Origin of the sequence: Pseudomonas quebecensis (assembly GCF_026410085.1) — a bacterium.
Lineage (GTDB): Bacteria > Pseudomonadota > Gammaproteobacteria > Pseudomonadales > Pseudomonadaceae > Aquipseudomonas > Aquipseudomonas quebecensis.
The window spans coordinates 3,251,526-3,272,389 of record NZ_CP112866.1 but is presented as its reverse complement, the minus strand read 5'-3'; the positions used below and the strand labels follow the sequence as shown (position 1 = coordinate 3,272,389).

Annotated in this window: 17 protein-coding genes; 2 read left to right on the top strand and 15 right to left on the bottom strand. The window is 63.6% G+C overall.

The window, feature by feature from the left end:
- Positions 1–8 precede the first annotated feature (8 nt).
- From OSC50_RS15135 to inhA, 12 genes are all read right to left on the bottom strand, one after another.
- Positions 9–1,418, bottom strand: a complete 1,410-nt coding sequence (locus OSC50_RS15135; RefSeq protein ID WP_253506324.1) for a lipid II flippase MurJ — start codon at positions 1,416–1,418, stop codon at positions 9–11.
- Positions 1,418–2,845, bottom strand: coding sequence for an O-antigen ligase family protein (locus OSC50_RS15130; RefSeq protein WP_266249709.1), 1,428 nt, complete (start codon positions 2,843–2,845; stop codon positions 1,418–1,420). Before OSC50_RS15130 ends, OSC50_RS15135 begins: the two co-directional genes overlap by 1 nt.
- A 2-nt stretch (positions 2,846–2,847) precedes the next feature.
- On the bottom strand, positions 2,848–3,951 hold the full coding sequence (locus tag OSC50_RS15125) for a glycosyltransferase family 4 protein (RefSeq protein WP_266248736.1): 1,104 nt from the start codon (positions 3,949–3,951) through the stop codon (positions 2,848–2,850).
- A complete protein-coding gene (locus OSC50_RS15120) occupies positions 3,942–5,159 on the bottom strand; it encodes a glycosyltransferase family 4 protein (protein ID WP_266248737.1) in 1,218 nt (405 codons plus the stop codon). Before OSC50_RS15120 ends, OSC50_RS15125 begins: the two co-directional genes overlap by 10 nt.
- Positions 5,160–5,167: 8 nt before the next feature.
- On the bottom strand, positions 5,168–6,496 hold the full coding sequence (locus OSC50_RS15115) for a GH39 family glycosyl hydrolase (RefSeq protein WP_181081355.1): 1,329 nt from the start codon (positions 6,494–6,496) through the stop codon (positions 5,168–5,170).
- Positions 6,486–7,676 carry a glycosyltransferase gene (locus OSC50_RS15110; RefSeq protein ID WP_181081356.1) on the bottom strand — a complete coding sequence of 397 codons (1,191 nt, stop codon included), beginning with the start codon at positions 7,674–7,676 and terminating at the stop codon, positions 6,486–6,488. The genes OSC50_RS15115 and OSC50_RS15110 overlap by 11 nt, the downstream gene beginning before the upstream one ends.
- On the bottom strand, positions 7,676–9,667 hold the full coding sequence (locus OSC50_RS15105) for a GumC family protein (RefSeq protein WP_253506331.1): 1,992 nt from the start codon (positions 9,665–9,667) through the stop codon (positions 7,676–7,678). Before OSC50_RS15105 ends, OSC50_RS15110 begins: the two co-directional genes overlap by 1 nt.
- 15 nt (positions 9,668–9,682) lie before the next feature.
- Positions 9,683–10,459: a polysaccharide biosynthesis/export family protein gene (locus OSC50_RS15100; protein WP_181081410.1), complete on the bottom strand. Its 777-nt coding sequence runs from the start codon at positions 10,457–10,459 to the stop codon at positions 9,683–9,685.
- A gap of 29 nt (positions 10,460–10,488) precedes the next feature.
- The gene (locus OSC50_RS15095) at positions 10,489–11,400 is read right to left on the bottom strand and encodes a glycosyltransferase family 2 protein (RefSeq protein WP_181081358.1); all 912 of its coding nucleotides are present in this window, start codon (positions 11,398–11,400) and stop codon (positions 10,489–10,491) included.
- A 1-nt stretch (position 11,401) separates the two neighbouring features.
- A complete protein-coding gene (locus OSC50_RS15090) occupies positions 11,402–12,862 on the bottom strand; it encodes a mannose-1-phosphate guanylyltransferase/mannose-6-phosphate isomerase (RefSeq protein WP_266248740.1) in 1,461 nt (486 codons plus the stop codon).
- A complete protein-coding gene (locus OSC50_RS15085) occupies positions 12,862–14,301 on the bottom strand; it encodes an undecaprenyl-phosphate glucose phosphotransferase (RefSeq protein ID WP_181081360.1) in 1,440 nt (479 codons plus the stop codon). The genes OSC50_RS15090 and OSC50_RS15085 overlap by 1 nt, the downstream gene beginning before the upstream one ends.
- A gap of 549 nt (positions 14,302–14,850) precedes the next feature.
- Positions 14,851–15,531 carry an isonitrile hydratase gene (gene inhA, locus OSC50_RS15080; protein WP_181081361.1) on the bottom strand — a complete coding sequence of 227 codons (681 nt, stop codon included), beginning with the start codon at positions 15,529–15,531 and terminating at the stop codon, positions 14,851–14,853.
- A 90-nt stretch (positions 15,532–15,621) separates the two neighbouring features.
- Between inhA and OSC50_RS15075 the strand changes: the two genes are divergently transcribed.
- Positions 15,622–16,590: a GlxA family transcriptional regulator gene (locus OSC50_RS15075; RefSeq protein ID WP_266248741.1), complete on the top strand. Its 969-nt coding sequence runs from the start codon at positions 15,622–15,624 to the stop codon at positions 16,588–16,590.
- Here OSC50_RS15075 and OSC50_RS15070 read toward each other — a convergent pair.
- From OSC50_RS15070 to OSC50_RS15060, 3 genes are all read right to left on the bottom strand, one after another.
- Positions 16,560–17,483: an alpha/beta fold hydrolase gene (locus OSC50_RS15070; RefSeq protein ID WP_253506343.1), complete on the bottom strand. Its 924-nt coding sequence runs from the start codon at positions 17,481–17,483 to the stop codon at positions 16,560–16,562. The genes OSC50_RS15075 and OSC50_RS15070 overlap by 31 nt on opposite strands.
- A 90-nt stretch (positions 17,484–17,573) precedes the next feature.
- Positions 17,574–19,400 carry a glycoside hydrolase family 15 protein gene (locus OSC50_RS15065; protein WP_266248742.1) on the bottom strand — a complete coding sequence of 609 codons (1,827 nt, stop codon included), beginning with the start codon at positions 19,398–19,400 and terminating at the stop codon, positions 17,574–17,576.
- Positions 19,393–20,193: a glucose 1-dehydrogenase gene (locus OSC50_RS15060; RefSeq protein WP_181081364.1), complete on the bottom strand. Its 801-nt coding sequence runs from the start codon at positions 20,191–20,193 to the stop codon at positions 19,393–19,395. The genes OSC50_RS15065 and OSC50_RS15060 overlap by 8 nt, the downstream gene beginning before the upstream one ends.
- 167 nt (positions 20,194–20,360) lie before the next feature.
- Here OSC50_RS15060 and OSC50_RS15055 point away from each other — a divergent pair, with 167 nt between their 5' ends.
- A complete protein-coding gene (locus tag OSC50_RS15055; protein ID WP_181081365.1) occupies positions 20,361–20,861 on the top strand; it encodes a sigma-70 family RNA polymerase sigma factor in 501 nt (166 codons plus the stop codon).
- The last annotated feature ends 3 nt before the right edge of the window (positions 20,862–20,864 follow it).

Below are 20,864 nucleotides of genomic sequence, written 5' to 3'. Positions count from 1 at the left end.
ACAGCAACTCATGCTTTACGCCACGGCTTGAGCCACAGCCCCATACCCAGCATCACTCCCGCGCCGGCCAGCGTGCTCAGCCCCAGTTGCAGCCATACCCCAGGCACCGGGAACAGCAGCAGCGCCGCCAGGCCCAGCAGCAGCGCACTGAGCAGCCAGTGACGAGCCCAGGGCAGAGCGTCGAGCAACGCCTGGCGCTGCATCAACAACAACGCCGTGCAGATCACGCCCGCCAGCGCGGCCAATGGGATGCCCGCCAGGCCAACCATAAACGGCAGGGCGCCCAGCAGCAGTACATTGACCAGGCTGCCCAGCAGCTCGCAGCGCAGCGGCTGGCGAGTGTCGCCGGCGGCGTAGGCGTAACGCGCGAGCAGGGCATTCCATGCGCCGAACACCAGCGGTACGGCAAACCAGGCCAGCAGCAGCGGCAGCGGCGAATCCAGCGATTGGCTGGGCAGCAGCAGCGCCACCAGGCTCGGCGCGGCGGCGACCAGGCCGACGCCCGCCGGCAGGGTCAGCACGCTGGCGGTCTGCAGGCCGCGCTTGAGCAGGGCCAGGCGCTCATCGCCCTGGCGTCGGCTCATCATGCCCAGCAGCACCTGATTGAGGCTCATCAGCGCAATCAGCGGCAGGTTCATCAGCTTGCGCGCCAGGTTGACCCACGTCACCGCACCTTCTCCCAGCAGCGACGCCACCAGGCGCTCGATCAAGGCCAGGCCCTGGCTGGCGCCGTTGCTCAGCAGCAGCGGGCCGATGCGCTGGCCCAGTTCCCGCAGCGGCGCAGCGCTCAGTTGCCAACGCCACGGGCGCCAACCCTGGCGCCAGATCGACGGCAGCAGTGCCAGCGGCATCAGCAGGCTGCCGGCCAGGCACGCCAGCGCCAGTGAGTGCGGCTGTGTGGCGCTGCCCGCGACGGCGAGGTAAGTCACCGGCGGCAGGTTGAACAACAACGAGCCCAGCCCCGCCAGCACAAAGCGTTCGCTGGCCTGCATGGGAATGCTGAACAGGGCGTGCAGCAGTAATCCCGGCACGCACCACGCGACGATCTGCAGGTTATTGGCGGCCAGAGCCGTGGCGCTGTTCGCCAATCCAGGCCCCAGCACCTGCACCAGCCAGGGTGCCAGCCACATCAACAGCAGGCTGGTCAGCAGCGCAATCAACAGCAGAGCCGGAAACAATACCGCCAGCCAGTCCAGTCGCTCGCGCTCCTTGCGCGCCAGGTACAGCGGCAGTGCGGCGGCGCTCAGCACGCCGCCGGCCAACGACATGCGCAGCGCTTCGGGCAGGAACAACGCGATCAGGAACGCATCGCTGCGCTCGCCGGCGCCCCACGCCGCCACCAGCAGCCACTCGCGGGCAAATCCCAGGCACAGGCCCAGCAAGGTTGCCAGGGTCAGCCACGCGGCGGAGCCGAGCATCAGAAGGGCGCACCATCAATCAGCGGTTTACCGTGCGCCACCCGCTTGACCTGCGGCACGCGCGCCGGGAACAGCCGCCGGGCCTCCAGCACATTGATCCCCACCATCAGCCAGAACAGCGCCACCATCACCACCGCGAAACTGAAGTAGTGGTCGAACAGGCCGCTGACCAGCGCCGACAGGATGCCGGCGGTGGTGCCGAGCCACAACGCATTGTCCTTGGTCAGGCGGATCGGGCCTTTATCCGGGCGTGCCTCGCGCCACCAGCGTACCGTCACCGCAACAAACAACAGCATGCCGGCCAGGCCGACCTTGTAGATGTAGTTCAGCCACAGGTTGGAGATCCCCAGCAGGTGCGAACCGGGCACCGGTGGGTCGGCCTTGAACCCGATGCCCAGGGGATAGGAGGCCACCGCCTGTGGGAACATGCGGTACTCGTCGAAGCGCACCTCGGTACTCGCATTGCTCGAGGAAAAGATGGTTGCCAGTCGGTCCTGCAGCGGTGGATAGGCGAGCACCAACGCCACGGTCAGCGCCGCGCCGATCATCAGCAGGCGCCCGGTGTACGGCACCCGTCGAATGGCCATCCACATCAACACCAATGCCAGGCTCACCATCGCCCCACGGCTGCTCGCCAGCAGCAACGCCGCCGCACCCAGACATGCCACGCCCAGGCCGAGCGCGCGTCTCCAACCTTGCTCGGTCATGCCGAAGCAGAACGCCAGCGGCAGCAGCAAGGCCATGATCCCGCCGATGGCATTCGGGTGGGTCCAGGGCGAACCCATGCGCGAGGACATGGCTTCCAGGCCGAACTTGAGCATGTCGAAGTTGGCGTAGTTGAACATTGCCAGAATCGACGCAATGCCGGCGCCGGAGCGGGTGCGCACGAACACTGCGATCGACAGCAGCAGCATCGCCAGGGTGCCCAGCAGCAGGGCGATCACCAGCGCCTCGCGGTGTTTACGTTCCACCAGCAGCCTGGCGGCGAGAAACACCCCTGACAGGTTCAACAACCAGCGCAGCCAGTTGGCCACGCCGCTGGTGTCGGCCTGGACGGTGACCTGCCCCACAATGAAGGGAAACACGCTGAACAGCATCAGCCACAGCAGCATCTGGTCGGTGGGCCGCGTCGCCAGGCTCGGCGTGGCCGGCAGGCGTGACAGAAAGCTGTGCCACACAATCGCGCCCCAGGTCAGGGCCAGGATCGCTTCGCTGACCGTGCTGCGAATGCCGAGATTGACCGTGGAGTACGGCATGAACGTCGCCATCCCCGCAAACAGCAGCAAGCCCCACAGCGGGAACCGCAGGATGGTCACTACGCCCGCCAGGCCGATCACCGCCAAGAATGCCTTGGCCGGGGACAGCAGCAGGGCCAGGGCACCAAACAGCAGGCCGAAGAGAATCGCGACGAGACTGGCCAGGTTCACTTTCACTTCAGTTCCTCGATCAGTTCGCCCAGGCGCTGGCGATAGGCGTGGTGATTGAAGCGCTCGGCCCACAGGCGGCGTTGTTCGGGCGAGTCCTCGGCGGGCCGCTCGCTCAGGGTGAGCATCAACTGCATCAGCGCCGGACCGTCGGTGGGAGAAAAACGCGGCGCAGTGGGTGGCGTGATTTCATCCAACGAGGTGCCGCTGGCCACCGCCACCGGGGTGCCCACGCTCAGCGCCTCGATCACCGGCAGGCCGAAGCCCTCTGCGTACGAGGGTTGCCACAGGCGTTCGGCGTGGCGATACAGCGCATGCAACTCGGCATCCGACACGCCGCTCAATGCCCGAATCCCCGGCAGTGCGCGCTGGGCTGGCGGCAAATGCTCAAGGCTGCCCACCAGCACCAGTTCCGGTACCGCAGGTGACTGGCGTCGCGCCTGCTGCCATGCCTCCACCAGAAACGGCACGTTCTTGCGCAACTCGCGGGTGCCTACCAACAGCCAGTAGCGCGCGGGCAGTTGGCGCGCCGTGAGGTCGGCGGCCAGCGCGCTAAACCCGTCGACCTGATTGGGCAGCACGCGAATCTTGCCGGTGGCCTTGGGGAACAGCCGCGCGGTCTCGTCCGCGCTGTACCGCGACGGCGTCCACACGCGGTCGGCACTGTGCACCGCGTAGGCAATCGACAGGCGATCGCTGGTCTTGTAGATCAGCGCCTTGAGACGATTGGCGTGGTAGTTCTGCAAGGTGATCTGGAACAGGTCATGCAGCAGCACCACGGTGCGCAGGCCTTGTGGCTTGGGCGGCAACGGCAGGCCCATGTTGAACGTGCTGATATACAGGTCGATATGCTGCTCGCGCAGCGCACGCGGCAGAAAGCCGGCCTCGAAGCGCAGGCGATTGTGCGGCTGGTGCATCGCGGTCTTCGCGCAGCCCCAGACCGGGCAGTGGGCCTGCAAGCGGGTTTCATCGCCCAGGGGCGCGACGGTGAAGCGCTCCAGTTCGATCTCCGGCAGCGTGTACAAGGCGCTTTCCAGCGCATACACCTGGCGACTGATGCCCGATTGCGGCGAGGTGCCAACGGTGCGGTAATCCAGGCCTACACGCATGCGGGCTCCTCGTGGGGGTGCGGCGCCAGGGCGGCATACACCTGCTCCAGCTGGCTGGCCGCAACGTTCCAATCATGGGCGCGGCGCACATAGGCGCGGCCCGCTTCGCCCATCGGCACGGCGGCTTCAGGGTGCTGCAGCAGACGTACCACGGCATTCGCCAGGCCGCTGGCGCTTTGCCCGCCGAGATAGTCCAGACCTTCCACCAGATCCAGCCCCGACACACCTTGCTCGGTGCTCGCCAGCGGCAGGCCGGCGGCCAGAGCTTCCAGCACCTTGAGCTTGGAGCCGCCACCGTGGCGCAGCGGCGCCAGGAACACCGAACAGCGAGATTGCAATTGCAGCAGGTCGGGCACAAAGCCTTGCCATTCGATACGCGGGTCCGGCCAGCGCTCGCGCCAGCTGCCGGGCATGCCGAAGCCGCACACGCTCATGCGCGCCTCGGGGCAGTGCTCCCAGACCTTCGGCAGAATCTCTTCCAGCGCCCACTCGATAGCATCCACATTGGGTGCATATTCATAGTTGCCCAGGAACAGCACACGCTGGGTCGCAGGGTCCGGGCGCGCGCCGGCGAAGTGCGCGCAGTCCACGCCGTTGACCACCACCGACAGCGGTTTGCCGGCGATGGTTTCCAGCACTTGGGCGTCGCTGGTGGTAACGGCCACCACCTGGGCGGCCTGGCGCATCACCCGTTGTTCCCAACGCTGGTAGCGCCATTGGTCATAGCGGATAAACGGCAGCGACCAGCGCGGCAGCCGGTCATAGGTGGCGGCACCGAGGGCCGACTCTACGTTGTGCTCGGTCAGCACGAAGGGTTGGCGCTGACGCGCCAGCGCCTGTTCGTAAGGCTGGAAGGTGTAGGAATGTTCGATCTGCACCACGTCCCAGTGCTCGCTCAGTAACTGCTCGAAGCGCGCCTGCAGCGCTGCCGACAGCCCGTTGACACTGGCCAGCAGCGGGTAGGGTGCGAACAACCCTGCCAACAGGGTCGTGAAGCTGCGCAACGGGCGGCGGGGCAGGATGATCACCTGTTCAAGAAACGCCTCCAGCACCTGGCGGTCGGCGGGCGCCACCGGGTGTTTGTCGTGCAGCAGCAGGGTGATCCGGTGTCCGCGCGCGGCCAGGCTGCGCAGCAGGTGGAACTGGCGCGTCTTGCCGCCGCTGGTGGCGGGCCAGGGCGAGTAGGGCAGGATCCATAAAATGCGCATGGCCGTTTCTAATCCCATAACAGAATTTGCAGGTTCGGCTTGACCGGTACGGTCAGCCCTTGAGCGCCGGTGACCGGGGTTTGGGTGCCGCGCAGCGGGTCGTATAACGTGGCGCGGGCCAAGCCGGGCAAGTGCGCGTTGCCGCCCTGGGCCGACCAGAAAAACCACAGCCTGCGCCCGTCGGCGCGCGTCCAGGCGATGCTGAACAGGCCGTCGGGCAAGCGGTCGGCGCCGGGCGGGTCGGCGGGAGTGAGCCTGGGCCCGCTGACGTCGAGGAAATTTTTCAGTGCGGTGTAGACCGGCTTGGGATTGGCGTCGATGTCCAGCAAGCCGTAGGACTGGTCCCGCACGCTGGCGCGTTGGTCGAGGTCGCTCAGGGTAAACAGGAAGATTCTGTCGTAGTCCAGCGCGCTCATCAGTGCCAGGCGCCGCACCACGTAGTCGGCCTGGGCCTGCGGGCTGATGATGTCCTGAGCGTCCTTGGGCCCCTTGTAGGTCGACCAGCCCCACTCGGTGCTCCATAAAGTCTGGACCCCGCTGCTCCGCAAAGCCTGGTTGAGCTGGGTAGTCTTGGCGATAAAGTCGAGGTTGGCGGGGTCGTTGCCTTCGGGCAATTGGGTGTAGGGGTGGTAGGACATCACCGTGTTCAGGCTTGCCACCCCCAGCGCACCGAGCGCCTCGAGCATGGACTGGCCGTTGGGCATTTCACTGAAGAACGCCATGCCGGCGGCCACCACCGGTTTGCTCGGGTTGACCGTGCGCAGCGCCGTGGCGGTGACCGTCAGCAGCCTGGCATAACCGGCAGGGTCCGCCACCGGGCGCCAGAAGCCCAACAGGTTCGGTTCGTTCCACACCTGCCAGGCGTTCACGCTGGGGTAGCGCTGGGACAACAGCAGCATGCGGTTGGCGAATACGTTCGGGTCTTTGGGCGGGTATTGGTCCTGGTAGGGCGCGCCGGCCGGTGCAGTGGTCGCGAACGGCGCGGACCCGACGAGGTAGAACACCGACTTGAGCTGATTGGCCTGCAGCTTCTGCACCAACTGATCCAGGGTAGCTACCTGATATTGGCCCTCGACGGGCTCCAGCTGGTCCCAATGCAAATCCAGGCGCACCCACTCCAACCCCAGCGCCTTGAGGCGATCGATCTGCTTCTGATAGCGCTCGGGGCTGAACCACAGGAACTGCGCGTTCACCCCCAGGAAATCCTTCCATACCACCACCTTGCCGGCCTTGAGCACATGGCTTTCGGCGTCCGCCTGGCGGCCCCAGAAAAACCCCGTCAGGCCAAGGGCGACGATCACGGTCAGCGTGGCGAAGTAGGTGCGTTTACGCGCCATGGCGAGCTCCTGCGATGGCTTGGTCAAACAGTTCGATGAATGTGCCGGCGGTCTTGGGCCACAGGCGCTCGCGCCCGATTTCGCCGGCGCGCTCGGCCCAGTCCCTGGCCAGCAGCGGTTGGCGCGCCAGTCTCAGGAGCTGCTCGCCCAGCGCGGCTACATCGCCTTCGGGGTAGATGGCGCCGTTGCCGCTGGCGACTTCCTCGGCAAACGCACGGGCATCGGAGGTGATTGCGCCGCGCCCGCAGGCCGTGGCCCAGGACAGCGCGCCACTGGTGCCGCGCTGGCGCCCCAGCAGGCCGAGTTTTTTCGATTCGCGATAAGGCAGCACCATGACGTGGTGAGCCTGGATCGTCTGGGCGATCTGGTCAGCCGGCAGGTTCAGTTGCCAGTCGACGGCATCGGCCAGGCCCAGTTCGGCGATCTGTCCCTTGAGCTGTTCCAGGTAGTTGCCGCCCGCGCCGAAGGCCATTTCCGGCGCCGTGCCACCGGCCAGGGTCAGGCGCACCCGCTTGCGCAGCTGCGGGTCTTGATTGAATACGTCCGCCAGCGCCTGAACCAGGTCTTCGATGCCCTTGCCGCGGTAGATAAACCCGAAGTACAGCAGGCGCAGAGGCTCCAGAGGCGGCAGCGCAACCGGGTCGATGGCCAGATTGGCATGGTTGATCACCGCCACTTTGCCGGCGGGCAGTTGCATGCGCTGGCTCAGGCATTCGGCCCCCAGGCGCGTAAGGGTGATCAGCCGCGTCAGGCCCTGGGCGACCTGGCGTTCTTCGCGCAGGGTCAACGGATCGGCCAGCACCACCGCTGCCTGGGGCATCGGGCTGGGCAGGCGTTCGAGCAGGTTCAACGGAAACGGCAGTTGTTCGCGTCGCCACACCATCCGCTCTGGGTCGTGCACGGTGGCGGTCAGCGGCAATAGCGGGCAGGCCTTGCGCAGTTCACGCAAGGCCAGGAATTCCCCCAGCCGGCCGCCGCCCAGCTCGGCATGGACCAGGTTCACGCTGTGCCAGTCAAAGGCGGCGATGGCCGACCTGATGGCCTCGCTGTTGCCCGCCACGCCCGCCAACGGTGTCAGCACCGTCACGCCGAGCGCTTGGAGTGCCGTGCGGAAATGGTTCGCGTAGTCGGCGATCCCGTTTTTCTCCGGCGGCAACGGCGCGAGCAGGGCGATACGCATCAGAACGCTCCCCGGTATTTGGCGATGGTCTTGAGCACCTTGGACGGCACCTCGAACTTGCGCCGGTTGATAATGATGCCGTCGACTTTGCCAAACGCAGTGTTGAGGATCGACAGCGCATGCTCGACCACCGGCACCGTGCTTTTCTGGGCTTCCACCACCAGTGCAATCAGGTCGGCGCGGCGCAGGGCGACAAACGCATCACGGTTGTCCAGCAGGGCCGAGGCGTCCAGCAGCACCACTTCACCGGGCGCCGCCGGTTCAGCACCGCCGACCCGCGCGTTGATGCCGTTCTCGTCCAGCAACTGACGTAGTTGTTCAACCACGAACGTCACCCCTTCGCCATGCCGTGCCGAGGTGAGCCCCAGGGTCAGGCCCTGTTCGGCGATGCGGTCCGGGCGCAACAGGCTGTAGAGGCGGTAGATGCTCGCATTGAAGGCGTTGGTGCTTTGCGCGGTGCTGGTGTCCAGCTCCGGCAGGGTCGTCCACAGCGGCAGGCCGAACTTGCGCTCCACCAATCCGCCGTCGTGGATGCGCTGGTCCAGCAAGTAGCACAGGTAGACCACCAGCAGTCCTACAACGATGGCGAATGGAATCGCCAGCATGAGCATTACCAGGGTTTTGGGAAAAATGCGCCCGGGGTTGAGGGTGGCTTCTTCGATTACGGCGATATTGCTGATCTGGCTGTTGTCCAGCTCACGGTCGATACGTGATTTTTCCAGATTGTCGACGTACAGCGCGTAGTTACGCTCGGTGGCGCTCAGTTCGCGGGCCAGACGGGTCAGTTCCGGTTCGATTTCCAAGGCTTGCTTGCGCTGGCCTTCGAGGTTGGCCAGTTGTTTCTGTTGCTGAGTCAACTGAGTGCGCAGGGCGCGGTTGTTGCTCGACTCATCCAGCAGCACCCGCTGCAAGTGAATTTCCAGCGTGTTCGGCGCGCGGTTCTCGGAGCTTTGCACCGTGTTGCTTTCGCTGGCGACCTGGGCCTGCATCGCCTTGATCGACGCATCCAGAGCTTTGACCGGAGGCGCGTTGTCGGTGTAGGTGCGCATCATGTCGGCTTTTTCCAGCAGCTTCTGATTGAGCAGGCGGCGCAGGTCCTGCTGCTGCGGGTTCAGTGCGATCTGGCGTACCGTGGTGACTTCCTTGGGCTGGCTCTTGAGCTGGTTGCGGGTGCTCTCGATGGCGCTGTCGGACGAGGCGATCAGGCGCGTGGTATTGAACACTTCGCCACGCAGCACGTTGATGCGCTCGGACAAATCCTCCAGGCGATCGGTGATGCTCGCCGCGCCAATCTCATTCAAGTGCGTGAGAATCTGCTGTTTGTAGCTCTTGATTTCGGTGGCGCTGTTGGACACCTGCCCCTCGTAGAAGGCATACAGGCTCTTGCGTCCCAGGGCCTGGGTGCGTTCGTTGATGTAGGTTTCGACCCAGTGCTTGACGACCTCCTGTGCGACCTGGGGGTCGCCCCAGGTAAAGGTAATGTCCATCACCGTGGAGCCGGCGGCGTGGCTTACGTCAAAATTTTTCTCCAGGCTGGCGGCGAGGCGCTCGACCGGCGTGGTTTTCTCGACGACACCGACGGTTTCCAGCACCACGCGCAAACCGTCGAACACCGCGCCGATGGCGCTCTTGACGTAGTACTTGATGCGCTTCCAGGCACCTTCCGGCGGCGGCGCGTTGTCGAGCACTTCCAGGTAGTGCTCGGCCACGGCGCGCACGATCGGGCGGCCGGTCAGCAAGCGCTCTTCGTCGACGATCGGGTCGCGCTGGGTGCTGGGCATCACCAGGGCCTGGCGATTGCTGATCTCGATCGGCAACGTCGAATCACGCCCGGGCTTGACCAACAGGCGCGCGGTGGATTCGTACTTGGCCGGCAGCAGGAACGCCCCCAGCAGAATGATCACCAGCGCGGCGATGGCCGCCAGCTTGAACTCGTGGCGGAAAATGAAGAACAGGCGCAGAAGATCGCGAAAAGAACGGATCTCGATCATGGGATGTCGCTCCTTTTAATTGCTGCCGCCGCTGGTGCGCGTGTAGTTGTAGCCGACGCCAATGGACTTGGTGAACGGAATCAACTGGTTCAGGTAGGTATCCACGCCCTGGATGCGCTCGCCCACATTGGACTTGGGCACGAACACCACGTCGCCGCGTTGCAGGTGCACCGGTTTGCGTCCATTGGGGCCGGTCTTGAGCAACTGGCTGAAGTCCAGGAAGTACGCGCGGTAGGCGCCCTGGGCGTCTTCGCGCAGCAGGGCGACCATGCTGGCGTCGCCCGCCGGGTTGATCCCGCCGGCACCGACGATGGCCTGCTCCAGGGTGTTGGCCGTGGCGATCTGCACCGCGGTCGGGTTGTTCACCGCACCGCCGACGATCACCGAGTTGCCCGGCGCCTGGTTGATATTCACCGTCACGCGCGGCTCGCGATAGGTCGGCGCGAGCTTGTTGGTCAGCTCGGTGGCCAGCTCCGACGGTTGGCGCCCGGCGACCTGGATCGGCCCCAGGAACGGGTAGTTGATCTTGCCGTCGGTTTGCACGGTGTACAGCGTCAACTCGTAGATAGTGCTGACATTGAACGCCGACAGCGTGGGCATCTCGCCGGCGTCGCGCACGATGCGCAACTGGTCGCCGATGCGGATGCGTTCCACCGCCGGCGGCAACTGCGCCAGTTGATCGAGGGCGCGCTTGCCGTCCTCGACGGTCTTGTCATCCGGGGGCTCGATGCGTGCCGGTGTATTGCAGGCGGCCAGGGCCATCACGGCCAGGGCGAGCACGGTGCTTTTCATCAAGGGGGACGTCCTGTGGGTCATGCTGCTCACCTCCAATACCCGGGAAACATGCTGATGCGTCGCTTGAGGGACACAGGCAGGTGCCGCTCAAGATGGCCCAGCCGGTAACCCAGCAATTTGAATGCACTGCGCACCAATACCTCGGGCGCTCTGTGAAGCGCACCGGCCTTGCGCAAGGCGGTCAGTTCCGCCATTACATAGCGCTTGCCTTCGCCGCCGGCGTCGCCAAAAGCTTGCCGGATCCATGGCTCGCGGCCATAGAACACGCCGATGTCGAAGTAGCGGTGAAACTCGTCCATGAGCGAGTAGTCGTGGGAGTGATATACCAACGACGTGGCCGCATAGCGCACCTTGTAGCCGTCGAGCAGCAGGCGCGCCGCGACGTAGGCATCTTCACTGCCGATGACGTCGACGGGGAAACCGCCCACGGCGTGCAGCGCACTGCGTCGGTACACGGAAAACGAGTCGGAGCTGAAGCAGGTCTTGATCCCCAGCTCCGGCGCGTCGGCCAGGCTCTTGCTGCGACTCAGGGGCGGATAGTTGAAGTGCCGCGACTGCGCCCCCAGCACACCGGCGTCGGGGTGCGGCAACTGGCGACCGTAGGCAACACCGTTGAGCGGGTCCTGGTGCAACTCATCGAGCAGGTTGGCAAAGGTCTCGGCAGACGCGGGGATGGCGTCCTGGGTCATCACGATCAATGCATCGCCGCCTACCTGTTCGCTGGCCCAGCGCCGAGTGCCGCCGTGATTGAAGGTGCGCGCATCGATCACTTCGACCCGCGCGCCGAATGCGCGAAAGCGCGCCACGGTGTCATCGCTGGAGGCGCTGTCCACCACCAGCATCTCGTCCGGTTGCAGCGTCTGCATCTGGAGCGCCGGCAGCAACCGCGCCAAGTGACCGGATGCGTTACGGGTCGGAATGATCAGTGCGGTGCGCATTTCATTTTTTCACGTCGGCCGGGGCGCGGCCGTAAATATCATCGAAGCGCACGATGTCGTCCTCGCCCAGGTATTCGCCGCTCTGTACCTCGATCATCACCAGGTCGATGATGCCGGGGTTGGTCAGCCGATGTTTGTGCCCGGCGGGGATGTAGGTGGATTCGTTGGCGTTGATCAGGAATTCGCGTTCGCCATTGGTAATCTGCGCCGCGCCGCTGACCACCACCCAGTGTTCGCTGCGGTGGTGATGCATTTGCAGCGACAGCGAGGCCAGGGGCTTGACCACGATGCGCTTGATTTTGAAGCGGCTGCTTTCCTCCAGCACCGTGTAGGTGCCCCACGGCCGCGTGACGGTACGGTGCAGGCTGTACGCCGGATGATTCTGGCGCTTGAGTTCGGCGACGATGTAACGCACATCCTGGCTGCGGTGGGCGTCGGCGATCAGCAGCGCGTCGGGGGTGTCGACAATGATCAGGTCGCGCACGCCGACTGCCCCGAGCACACGCTTGGGCGAGTCGATGTAACAGTCGTGTACGTCATGCAAAATCGCTTCGCCATTGACTTGGTTGCCATGGGCATCGTTGGGCGTGAGCTGACGCAACGCCTCCCAGGAACCGATATCGCTCCAGCCGATATCACAGGGGATCACGGCCACCTTGGTGGACTTTTCCATCAGCGCCACGTCGATGGAAATATCCGGTGCATTGCCGAACGCGTCCGCGTCCAACTCACGCTGGCGCGAGGTGGTGTTCTGCAAGCTCTGGCTGTGTTCCAGCGCGGCGCGACCGGCGTGCAGCACATCGGGCGCGTGGGTGGCCAGTTCTTCCACCAGCGTGCTGGCGTTGAAGCAGAACATGCCGGCGTTCCACAGGTGTTGGCCGCCGTCGAGGTAGGCCTGGGCGGTAGCCTGGTCGGGTTTTTCGACGAAGCGTTTGACGCGGTTGCCATAGGTGAGCGCTTCGCCTTGCTCGATATAGCCAAAGCCGGTTTCCGCATGGTCGGGCTGGATGCCGAAGGTCACCAGGTAACCGGCGGTGGCCAGCTCGCGGGCATGGACCACCGCCTCGGCGAACGCGACTTCATTGAGAATCAGATGGTCCGCCGGCATCACCAGCAGTTGCGCCGCATCGCCGAAATGCTCTTGCACATGCAACGCCGCCACCGCAATGGCCGCCGCCGTGTTGCGCCCGAAGGGCTCCAGCAGCAGGTCCAGGGGCAGGCGGGCTTTGTTCACCCCGCGATAGTCATCAAGGGTGCGAAACAGCAGGTCGCGGTTGGTCACCGTGAGCACGCTTTGCACGTCGGGCAGCCTGGCGGCGCGCTGGAAAGTTTTCTGCAGCAGGCTCTGGCCGTCACGCATGCGCATGAAGGGCTTGGGCATGTTCTGCCGCGACACCGGCCACAGCCGTGTGCCCGAACCACCGGAAATGATGCAGGGGATTAATCCGTTGAGGGTATTCATCAATAGACTTCCTTGGTGGAAAGGACGGCCGGGACCGTCATGAAAACGATGTACAGGTCAAACCACACCGACCACTTGGAGATGTATTCCAAGTCGTACTCGACACGTTTCTGGATCTTGAACAGGGTGTCGGTTTCCCCCCGATACCCATTGATCTGTGCCCAGCCAGTGATGCCCGGCTTAACGCGATGACGCGAACTGTATTCGCTGACCGCCACTTCGAAGGGAATGCCCGCCGCCTTGGTCGCCGTGGCATGCGGGCGCGGGCCGACCATGGACATGTTGCCCAGCAGCACATTGAACAGCTGCGGCAGCTCGTCGATGCTGGTCTTGCGGATGATGCGCCCCACGCGGGTGATGCGCGGGTCGGCGCGGGTGGTCTGGCGCTCGGCGGTGAAGTCGCTCTGGTCGGTATACATCGAGCGGAACTTGAATACCCGAATCTCGTTGTCGTTGTAGCCGAAACGGTTCTGGCGGAACAGCACCGGGCCCTTGGAGTCGAGCTTGATCGCAATCGCGGTTACCAGCATCACCGGCGACAGCGCCACCAGCGCCAGGCTGGCCAACAGCACATCCTCGCAGCGCTTGATCACCGGCGACCAGCCGCGCAGGGGCAATTGCGAAGTGTTGAACATCAGGATACCGCCCACGTCGGTGATGCGGCTGTGGCCGTAGCGCAAGGCCGCCATGTCGGGCACCAGCATCACATTCACCGACATTTGCCGCAGACGGTTGACCAGGCCGTGGATACGTTGCTCGGCGGCCCACGGCAGGCAGATCATCACTTGGTTGACCTGCTCGGCGCGGATCAGTTTTTCCAGGTCGCGGGTATTGCCCAGCAGGGGCAGGTTGCTCAGTTCCTTGGGGATGCGCTCGGTGCGGTCATCGATAAAACCCACCAGGCCGGAGCGAATATCGCCGTTGCGCTGCAGGTGCTCGGCCACATGCACAGCGGTGTCGGTAAAGCCCAGGATCACTGTGCGTTGCAGGTATTTGCCCTTGCGCATCAGGTTGCGGTACAGGCGCAGCATCAACAGGCGTTCCAGGCAGAACAGCCCCAGGCTGGCGATGTACCACGTCACCAGGTTGCGCGGCGTCAATTGCGGAAACATCTGCAGGATCTGGTACATGAACAGCAGGATGCAAAAGGCCGCCGACCAGGCCTTGATCTTGGTTTTCAGGCGCATGCGGTTGCTGAACAATTCTTCGGAGTAGATACCCAGCGCCTGGAACAAAATGATGGTCAATGCCGCGAAGAACACCAGCAGGCCCAGAAAGTGCGTGCGCAGTTCAGGCGCCATCGGCTCCAGGAACAGCACCAGCACCAACGGCGGCAAGATGGCCGACAGACCATGGATCAATTTGACGAAAACAACAAAAAACTCAACGAAACCGGCACGCGTTAAAAACAGGCTGTCGACGGACGACTTCTCTCGCATAAAACATCCCTCATTGCACACCAGACGCAAGTATTCGGTGTTAAAGCAATGAGCTGCTTCAATGCAAAAACCGAACAACTGAACGCTGGTTAATACGCAACTATCAATTCAAACGAGGCTATCCATTTGAAGGGAATTTGCGGGCGTAACGACTAAAGGATTAATTCCAAAATATGCTGGTCAATGAATTGACGGTGGTGCGGATCGGCATGCTAGACGTGTTAAGCAGTCTGATTTTCGACATTTTATTGACTTTCCTTGTCCGAAACACTTCGTCTACTGGGTGTGTTTTTGAGTGTAGAAACAAATGTGGGATTTTTCCTGCTTAACGGTAAAAGCTTTTTTAAGAGGAGGGGGGGAAGGGGGACAGAGGAAGGTTATCTACACCGTTCTAAAACACTGAGACATAACTCTGTGGTGAGCCCGCTCACCACAAAAACGTCATTTTTCCTGGTCATGTTTTCACGGGTGGGTATATAGCGAAGGTGTCATTAAGAGGCTCGCTCGCCATCTTCGCGACAAGCGAGCCTGAGACACGCTGAAAAACCCTCAGCCCAGACGCGCAGCCGCGCGCGCGGTGATTTCGGCGCGGGTCTTGCGCGATTCGACGGTGCGTTTGTTGGCTTCGTCCAGCACCGCCTGCGGGGCGGTGTCCGGGCGGCCGGCGTTGAAGGGCGGGGCTGGGGCGTATTCAAGCTGCAACTGCACCAGTTGTGCAGCCGCCGGGCTGTACAGTTCTGCCGCCAGGGTCAGGGCGAAGTCGATGCCGGCGGTGATGCCGCCACCGGTCAACAGGTTGCCGTCGCGTACCACGCGACCCTGCACCGCGATGGCGCCGAGCGGGGTGAGCAGGTCGTGATAGGCCCAGTGCGTGGTGGCCTTGCGACCGCGCAGCAACCCAGCCGCGCCGAGCACGAGCGCGCCGGTGCACACCGAGGTCACGTAACGTGCGGTATCGGCCTGGGCCTTGAGGAAGTCCAGGGTCACCGGGTCTTCCATCAGCGCGCCAACACCCGAACCGCCGGGCACGCAGATCACATCCAGGGCGGGGCACTCGGCATAGGTCATGGTCGGAGTGAACACCAGGCCGGTGCTGGAGGTGACCGGTGCCAGGTCTTTCCACACCAGGTGCAGCTTTACGTCCGGCAGCGAGCCGAGTACGTCATACGGCCCGGTGAGGTCCAATTGCTGGATGCCGGGGAACAAAACAAAACCGATGTGCAGGGTCATCAAAAGCGCTCCGAGATAGGGGTGGACGGCTTCACTGTAGAGGCCTAGGCTTTGGCGAATACGCCATTGAACCCACTAATCACGCCAATCATGTCCAGAACCGTTCATGTTCTCGCTTTCCCCAATGCCCAAGTGCTCGATGTCACCGGGCCGTTGCAGGTGTTCGCCTCCACCAATGACCTGGCGCGCCAGCGCGGTTTGCCGTTGCCTTATGCCGTGTCGGTCGTCGCAGCTCAAGCGCAACCGGTGGTGACGTCCGCGGGCCTGGCGCTGGTGGCCGAGCCGTTGCCCGCCGCCGATGCACCGTGCGACACCTTGGTCATTGCCGGCGGCTGGGGGGTATACAACGCCGCCGATGACCCCGCGCTGGTGGCGTGGGTGCGCGACAAGGCGCGGCATACCCGGCGCATGACCTCGGTGTGCACCGGCGCGTTTCTGTTGGCTGCCAGTGGACTGCTCGACGGTTGCCGCGTGGCGACGCACTGGACGCGTTGCGAGGAGTTGGCGAAGCGCTTCCCGTCGCTGACGGTGGAGACCAATCCGATTTTTATCCAGCAAGGTTCGGTATGGACCTCCGCCGGCGTCACCGCTGGCATCGACCTGTGCCTGGCCTTGGTGGAAGAGGACCTGGGGCGCGCCGTGGCGTTGGAAGTCGCGCGCCACCTGGTGGTGTTTCTCAAACGCCCGGGCGGGCAGTCGCAATTCAGCGCGACCCTGGCCCTGCAAGAGGGCGGCAGCCGTTTTGCCGAGCTGCATGCCTGGATCGCGGAAAACCTCACCCTCGATTTAAACATCGCGACCCTGGCCAGCCAGGCGGGCATGAGCGAGCGCAGTTTTGTCCGTCACTACCGCGCCGAAACCGGCCAGACTCCCGCACGCGCCGTAGAACTGATCCGCGTCGAAACCGCGCGCCGACAGCTGGCCGACAGCAACGCCTCGATCAAACGCATCGCCGTGCAGTGCGGTTTCGGCTGCGAAGAGACGCTGCGCCGCAGCTTCCTGCGTGCCCTCGACGTGACGCCCCAGGCTTATCGCGAACGGTTTTGTGCGTCGGTCTGATCCAGTAATTGTTGCAGCGCATCGAGGGTTGCCTGCGGTGCCTCCTGAGGAATGTTGTGGCCCACGCCGGGCAATACCTGGCGCTGATAAAAGCCGCTGAAGCGCGCCGCGTCCTCATCCTCCTCGGGCGGCGGGCCTACGCCATCGTCGGCGCCGCACAGCGAGATACTCGGCACCGAGATCGTTGGTTGGCGCGCCAGTGCCTGCTCAATCCATTCAAGCGCGGGATCACCGGGCGCATACATGAAACGGTGGCGATATGAATGAATCACCACCTCGACAAAATCCGGGTTATCGAACGAAGGTGCAGTCTGCCCATACAGGCCTGTGCCGGCCGCCCAAGTCGGCGACCACAGTGCCCATAACAACTCACATAGTTCGCGGCGGTTGGCGGTCAATCCGTCGATACCGCGTTGGGTATGAAAATAATACTGGTACCACAAGCGATGCTCGGTCTCGGGCGGGCGTGGCGAAATTGACTGGGGGATATTCTGGATGTTGTAGCCATCCCCGCTCACCAGCGCGCGCACTCGTTGCGGCCATAGTGCGGCGACGATGCACGCGGCGCGCCCACCCCAGTCGTACCCCGCCAAGGTCACGCGGGGGAACGCCAACGCATCCATAAAGTCCAGCAGGTCTTTGGCCAGCGCCGCTTGTTGTCCGGAGCGCATCACCTGATCGTGGATAAAACGCGTCGGCCCGTAACCGCGCAGGTACGGCACCAGCACACGATAGCCGCGCTCTGCGAGCACCGGTGCAATAGCGTCATAGGCGCGTGGATCATAGGGAAATCCATGCAGCAGAATGACCGGCTCGCCGTCCAGCGGGCCATGAGTTTCATAGGCGATGTCGAGCATCGAGGTGCGCACGTATAACAACGAAGTCAGAGGCATGTGAGTTCCTGCCGGGCGATCAGAGTTGCGCAAACTGTAGCCCAACGCAGGCGGGGCAGGCGGCGCGTTGCTGCCCACCCTCGCCGGGTCTTAGGGTTGCCACACGGTCTTTGCACCACTCAACTTGCGGTCCAGGAATGTCGCCGCGCTGATCAAGGCCAGGTGGCTCAACGCCTGGGGCGTATTGCCCAGATGCCGCGCCTGGCTGTCGAACTCTTCGGCGTACAGACCCAAGGGATTGGCGTAGCGCAGCAGTTGCTCGAACTCCAGATGGGCCTTTTCCACCTGGCCGGCACGGGCCAGGCATTCGACGTACCAGAACGAACAGGCGGCAAAGGCGCCTTCGGTGCCCTGCAGGCCATCGATCTGGCTGTCGTCGTTGCGGTAGCGGTACACCATTCCGTCACGCACCAGGCTTTTCTTGATGGCTTCCAGGGTACTCAACCAGCGCGGATCGGTGGCCGCGACGAAGCGCACCAGCGGCATCAGCAGCATCGAACCGTCCAGCGCGGTGCTGCCGATGTACTGCACAAAATGCCCGCGCTCTTCGTTCCAGAAGTTGCTCCAGATATCTGCGTAGATCGCCTGGCGGGTCTGGTCCCAACGCGCGAACGGCGCCGGCAGCGAGCGTTTGGAGGCCAGGCGTATCGCGCGGTCCAGCGCCACCCAGCACATCAGCCGCGAATGCAGGAAGTGATGTTGTTCACCACGCATTTCCCAGATGCCGACGTCTTTGCGATTCCAGATTTCGCAGACCTGATCGGCGACCTCCACCGTGTGTTTCCAGCCCTCATGGGAAATGGCTTCGCCGTACTTGTTGACCAGGTACACCGCATCCATCAGCTCGCCGTAGATGTCCAACTGAATCTGGTCGAATGCCTCGTTTCCGATACGCACCGGGGTGGCGCCGCCATGACCGCTGAAGTGCTCCAGTTCGCTCTCGGGCAATTGCTGGCGACCGTCGATGCCGTAGAGGATATTGATCTTGGTCGGCTGCCCGCAGCAATCGCTGACCCGCCCCTTGAGCCAGCGCATGTAGGCATTGGCCTCGTCGACAAAACCCAGGCGCATGAACGCATAGACCGTAAACGAAGCGTCGCGGATCCAGGTGTAGCGGTAATCCCAGTTGCGTTCGCCGCCGGGGGTTTCCGGCAGGCCGAAGGTCGCGGCGGCGATGATCGCACCGTGTTTGCGCGACGTCAGCAGCTTGAGCGCCAGGGCGGAGCGGTTGACCATTTCGCGCCAACGCCCACGGTAAGTCGATTGCGCGATCCAGCCGCGCCAGAACTTGAGCGTGTGGGCCAGCGCCAGGTCGGTGCAACCGCCGTCCACCCGTGGATCGTCCCGGCCACCGAGCACGAACTCGGCGCTTTCTTCCTGGTTCAGCGTAAAGCTGGCCACGGCGATGTTGTCCTCCAGTTGCAGCGCATGGCTGCCGGCCAAGCGCAGGCCCGGTTGGCCGTCAGCGGTAAAACACACCGTGCGGTTGTCGAAGGAGGCGTGGGTCGGGGCGCGTGCGTAGTCATGGCGCACCGCGCAACGCAGATGCAGGGTCGCGGTGCCGCTGACCACGCGCACGCGGCGTATCAGCAGGGGCAGCTCGTCGACTTCCTCGCTGATCGCCAGCAGATCGGTGATCTCCACCACGGCTTTGTCGCTGAGCCAGCGGGTTTGCAGCACGTTGGTGTCGGGCAGGTAGATCTGCTCGCGCCGGGCGTCGGGCAGGTCCGGAGTGAGCTGGAAGGTTCCGGCTTCGGGCGTGTCCAGCAGCGCGCAGAAAATCGACGGACTGTCGAATTCCGGCCAGCAGAAAAAGTCGATGTTGCCTTTGTCGTTCACCAGGGCTGCGCTGCGCATGTCGCCAATGATGCCGTGGGCATCGATGGCGCTTTGGGGTTCGTTCTTAAGATCAACCATTGCCGCGAAACTCCGGGTAAAGGCTCATGCCGCCATCGATAAACAGGGTGCTGCCGACCACGTAGTCGGAGGCATCGCTGGCCAGCCACACCACGGCATTGGCCACATCCTCCACGTCACCTACGCGACCGTAGGGAATCAGTTTGAGCAGCTCTTTTTCGGCCGCGCCTTCGGTGGCGGCGCGGTTGATCGCCGTACGAATCGCCCCCGGCGCGATGCCGTTGATGCGAATGCGCTGTTCGCTGACTTCCTGGGCGAGGGTGCGCATCAGCATCTCCACGCCGCCTTTGGAAGCGGCATAGTTCACATGCCCGGCCCAGGGGATCAGTTGGTGCACCGAGCTCATATGGATGATTTTTCCGGCGGCCCGCGACACGCCTTCACGCACGCCCTGACGATTGAAAATCCGCACCGCCGCGCGGGCACAGAGGAATTGGCCGGTGAGGTTCACGCCGATCACGGTGTTCCAGTCGTCAAGGCTCATGTCGACCACGGCGGCGTCCTTTTGCATGCCGGAGTTGGCGACCAGGATGTCCAGGTGCCCGAAGGCATCGAGGGTCTGGGCGAACAGGCGCTCGACGTCAGCCTCCTTGGACACGTCTGCGCCAACGGCAATCGCACGTCCGCCCTCAGCATTGATCTGCGCCGCCAAGGCTTCAGCGGGGGCTGCCTGGGCGTTGTAGTTGAGCACGACCGCAGCGCCGGCCTGCGCCAGGGCCTTGGCGGCACCGGCACCGATTCCGGAACTGGCGCCGGTCACCAGCGCCACTTGTTGTTCCAACGAGATATGCATGGACAGCCAGCCTCTGATTCGTGAGTTCAAGTAGCTGACTGGCGGCGCATTGGGGAAGTTCAGATGCCTGACGGCGAGTGCACGCGGCCGCGACGGCCGACGGGAAGCAATTGCCGCGCTTAATGGGAAACATTACTATTCACGCCCCGCCTAACAGTGCTCCCGCGATGATCCCTCCGCCGCCCCGCAGAACAGGCTTTTTCGAGCACTACGAAGAGTTGATCGGGACGTGGACACGTCGTCTGAAAAATCGTCAGCAGGCCGAAGACCTGGCCCATGACACATTTGTGCGCGTGCTCGAATCTGAACCCGCTCAGGTTCAGCAACCCCGTGCATATCTGCATCAAACCGCGCGCAATATCGCAGTGGACGCCTACCGTCGCGACGATCGACGCGACGCTATGCTCCAGGACGCCGGCGATCAGCGCGCCTCCCACACCGGCGACCCTGAGCACCTCATGCACGCGATACAGTTGGCGGAGGCTATTGAACGGGCGCTGGCCGAATTGCCGCTCAACTGCCGGCGGATTTTCATCTGGCAGAAGATCGAAGGGCTCACCCAGCAGGAGATCGCCGATCGCCTGGGTTTGTCTAAAAACATGGTGGAAAAGTATATGATCCGCACGCTGCGACATCTGCGTGATCGCCTGGACGCGCCGGCACCATGACTC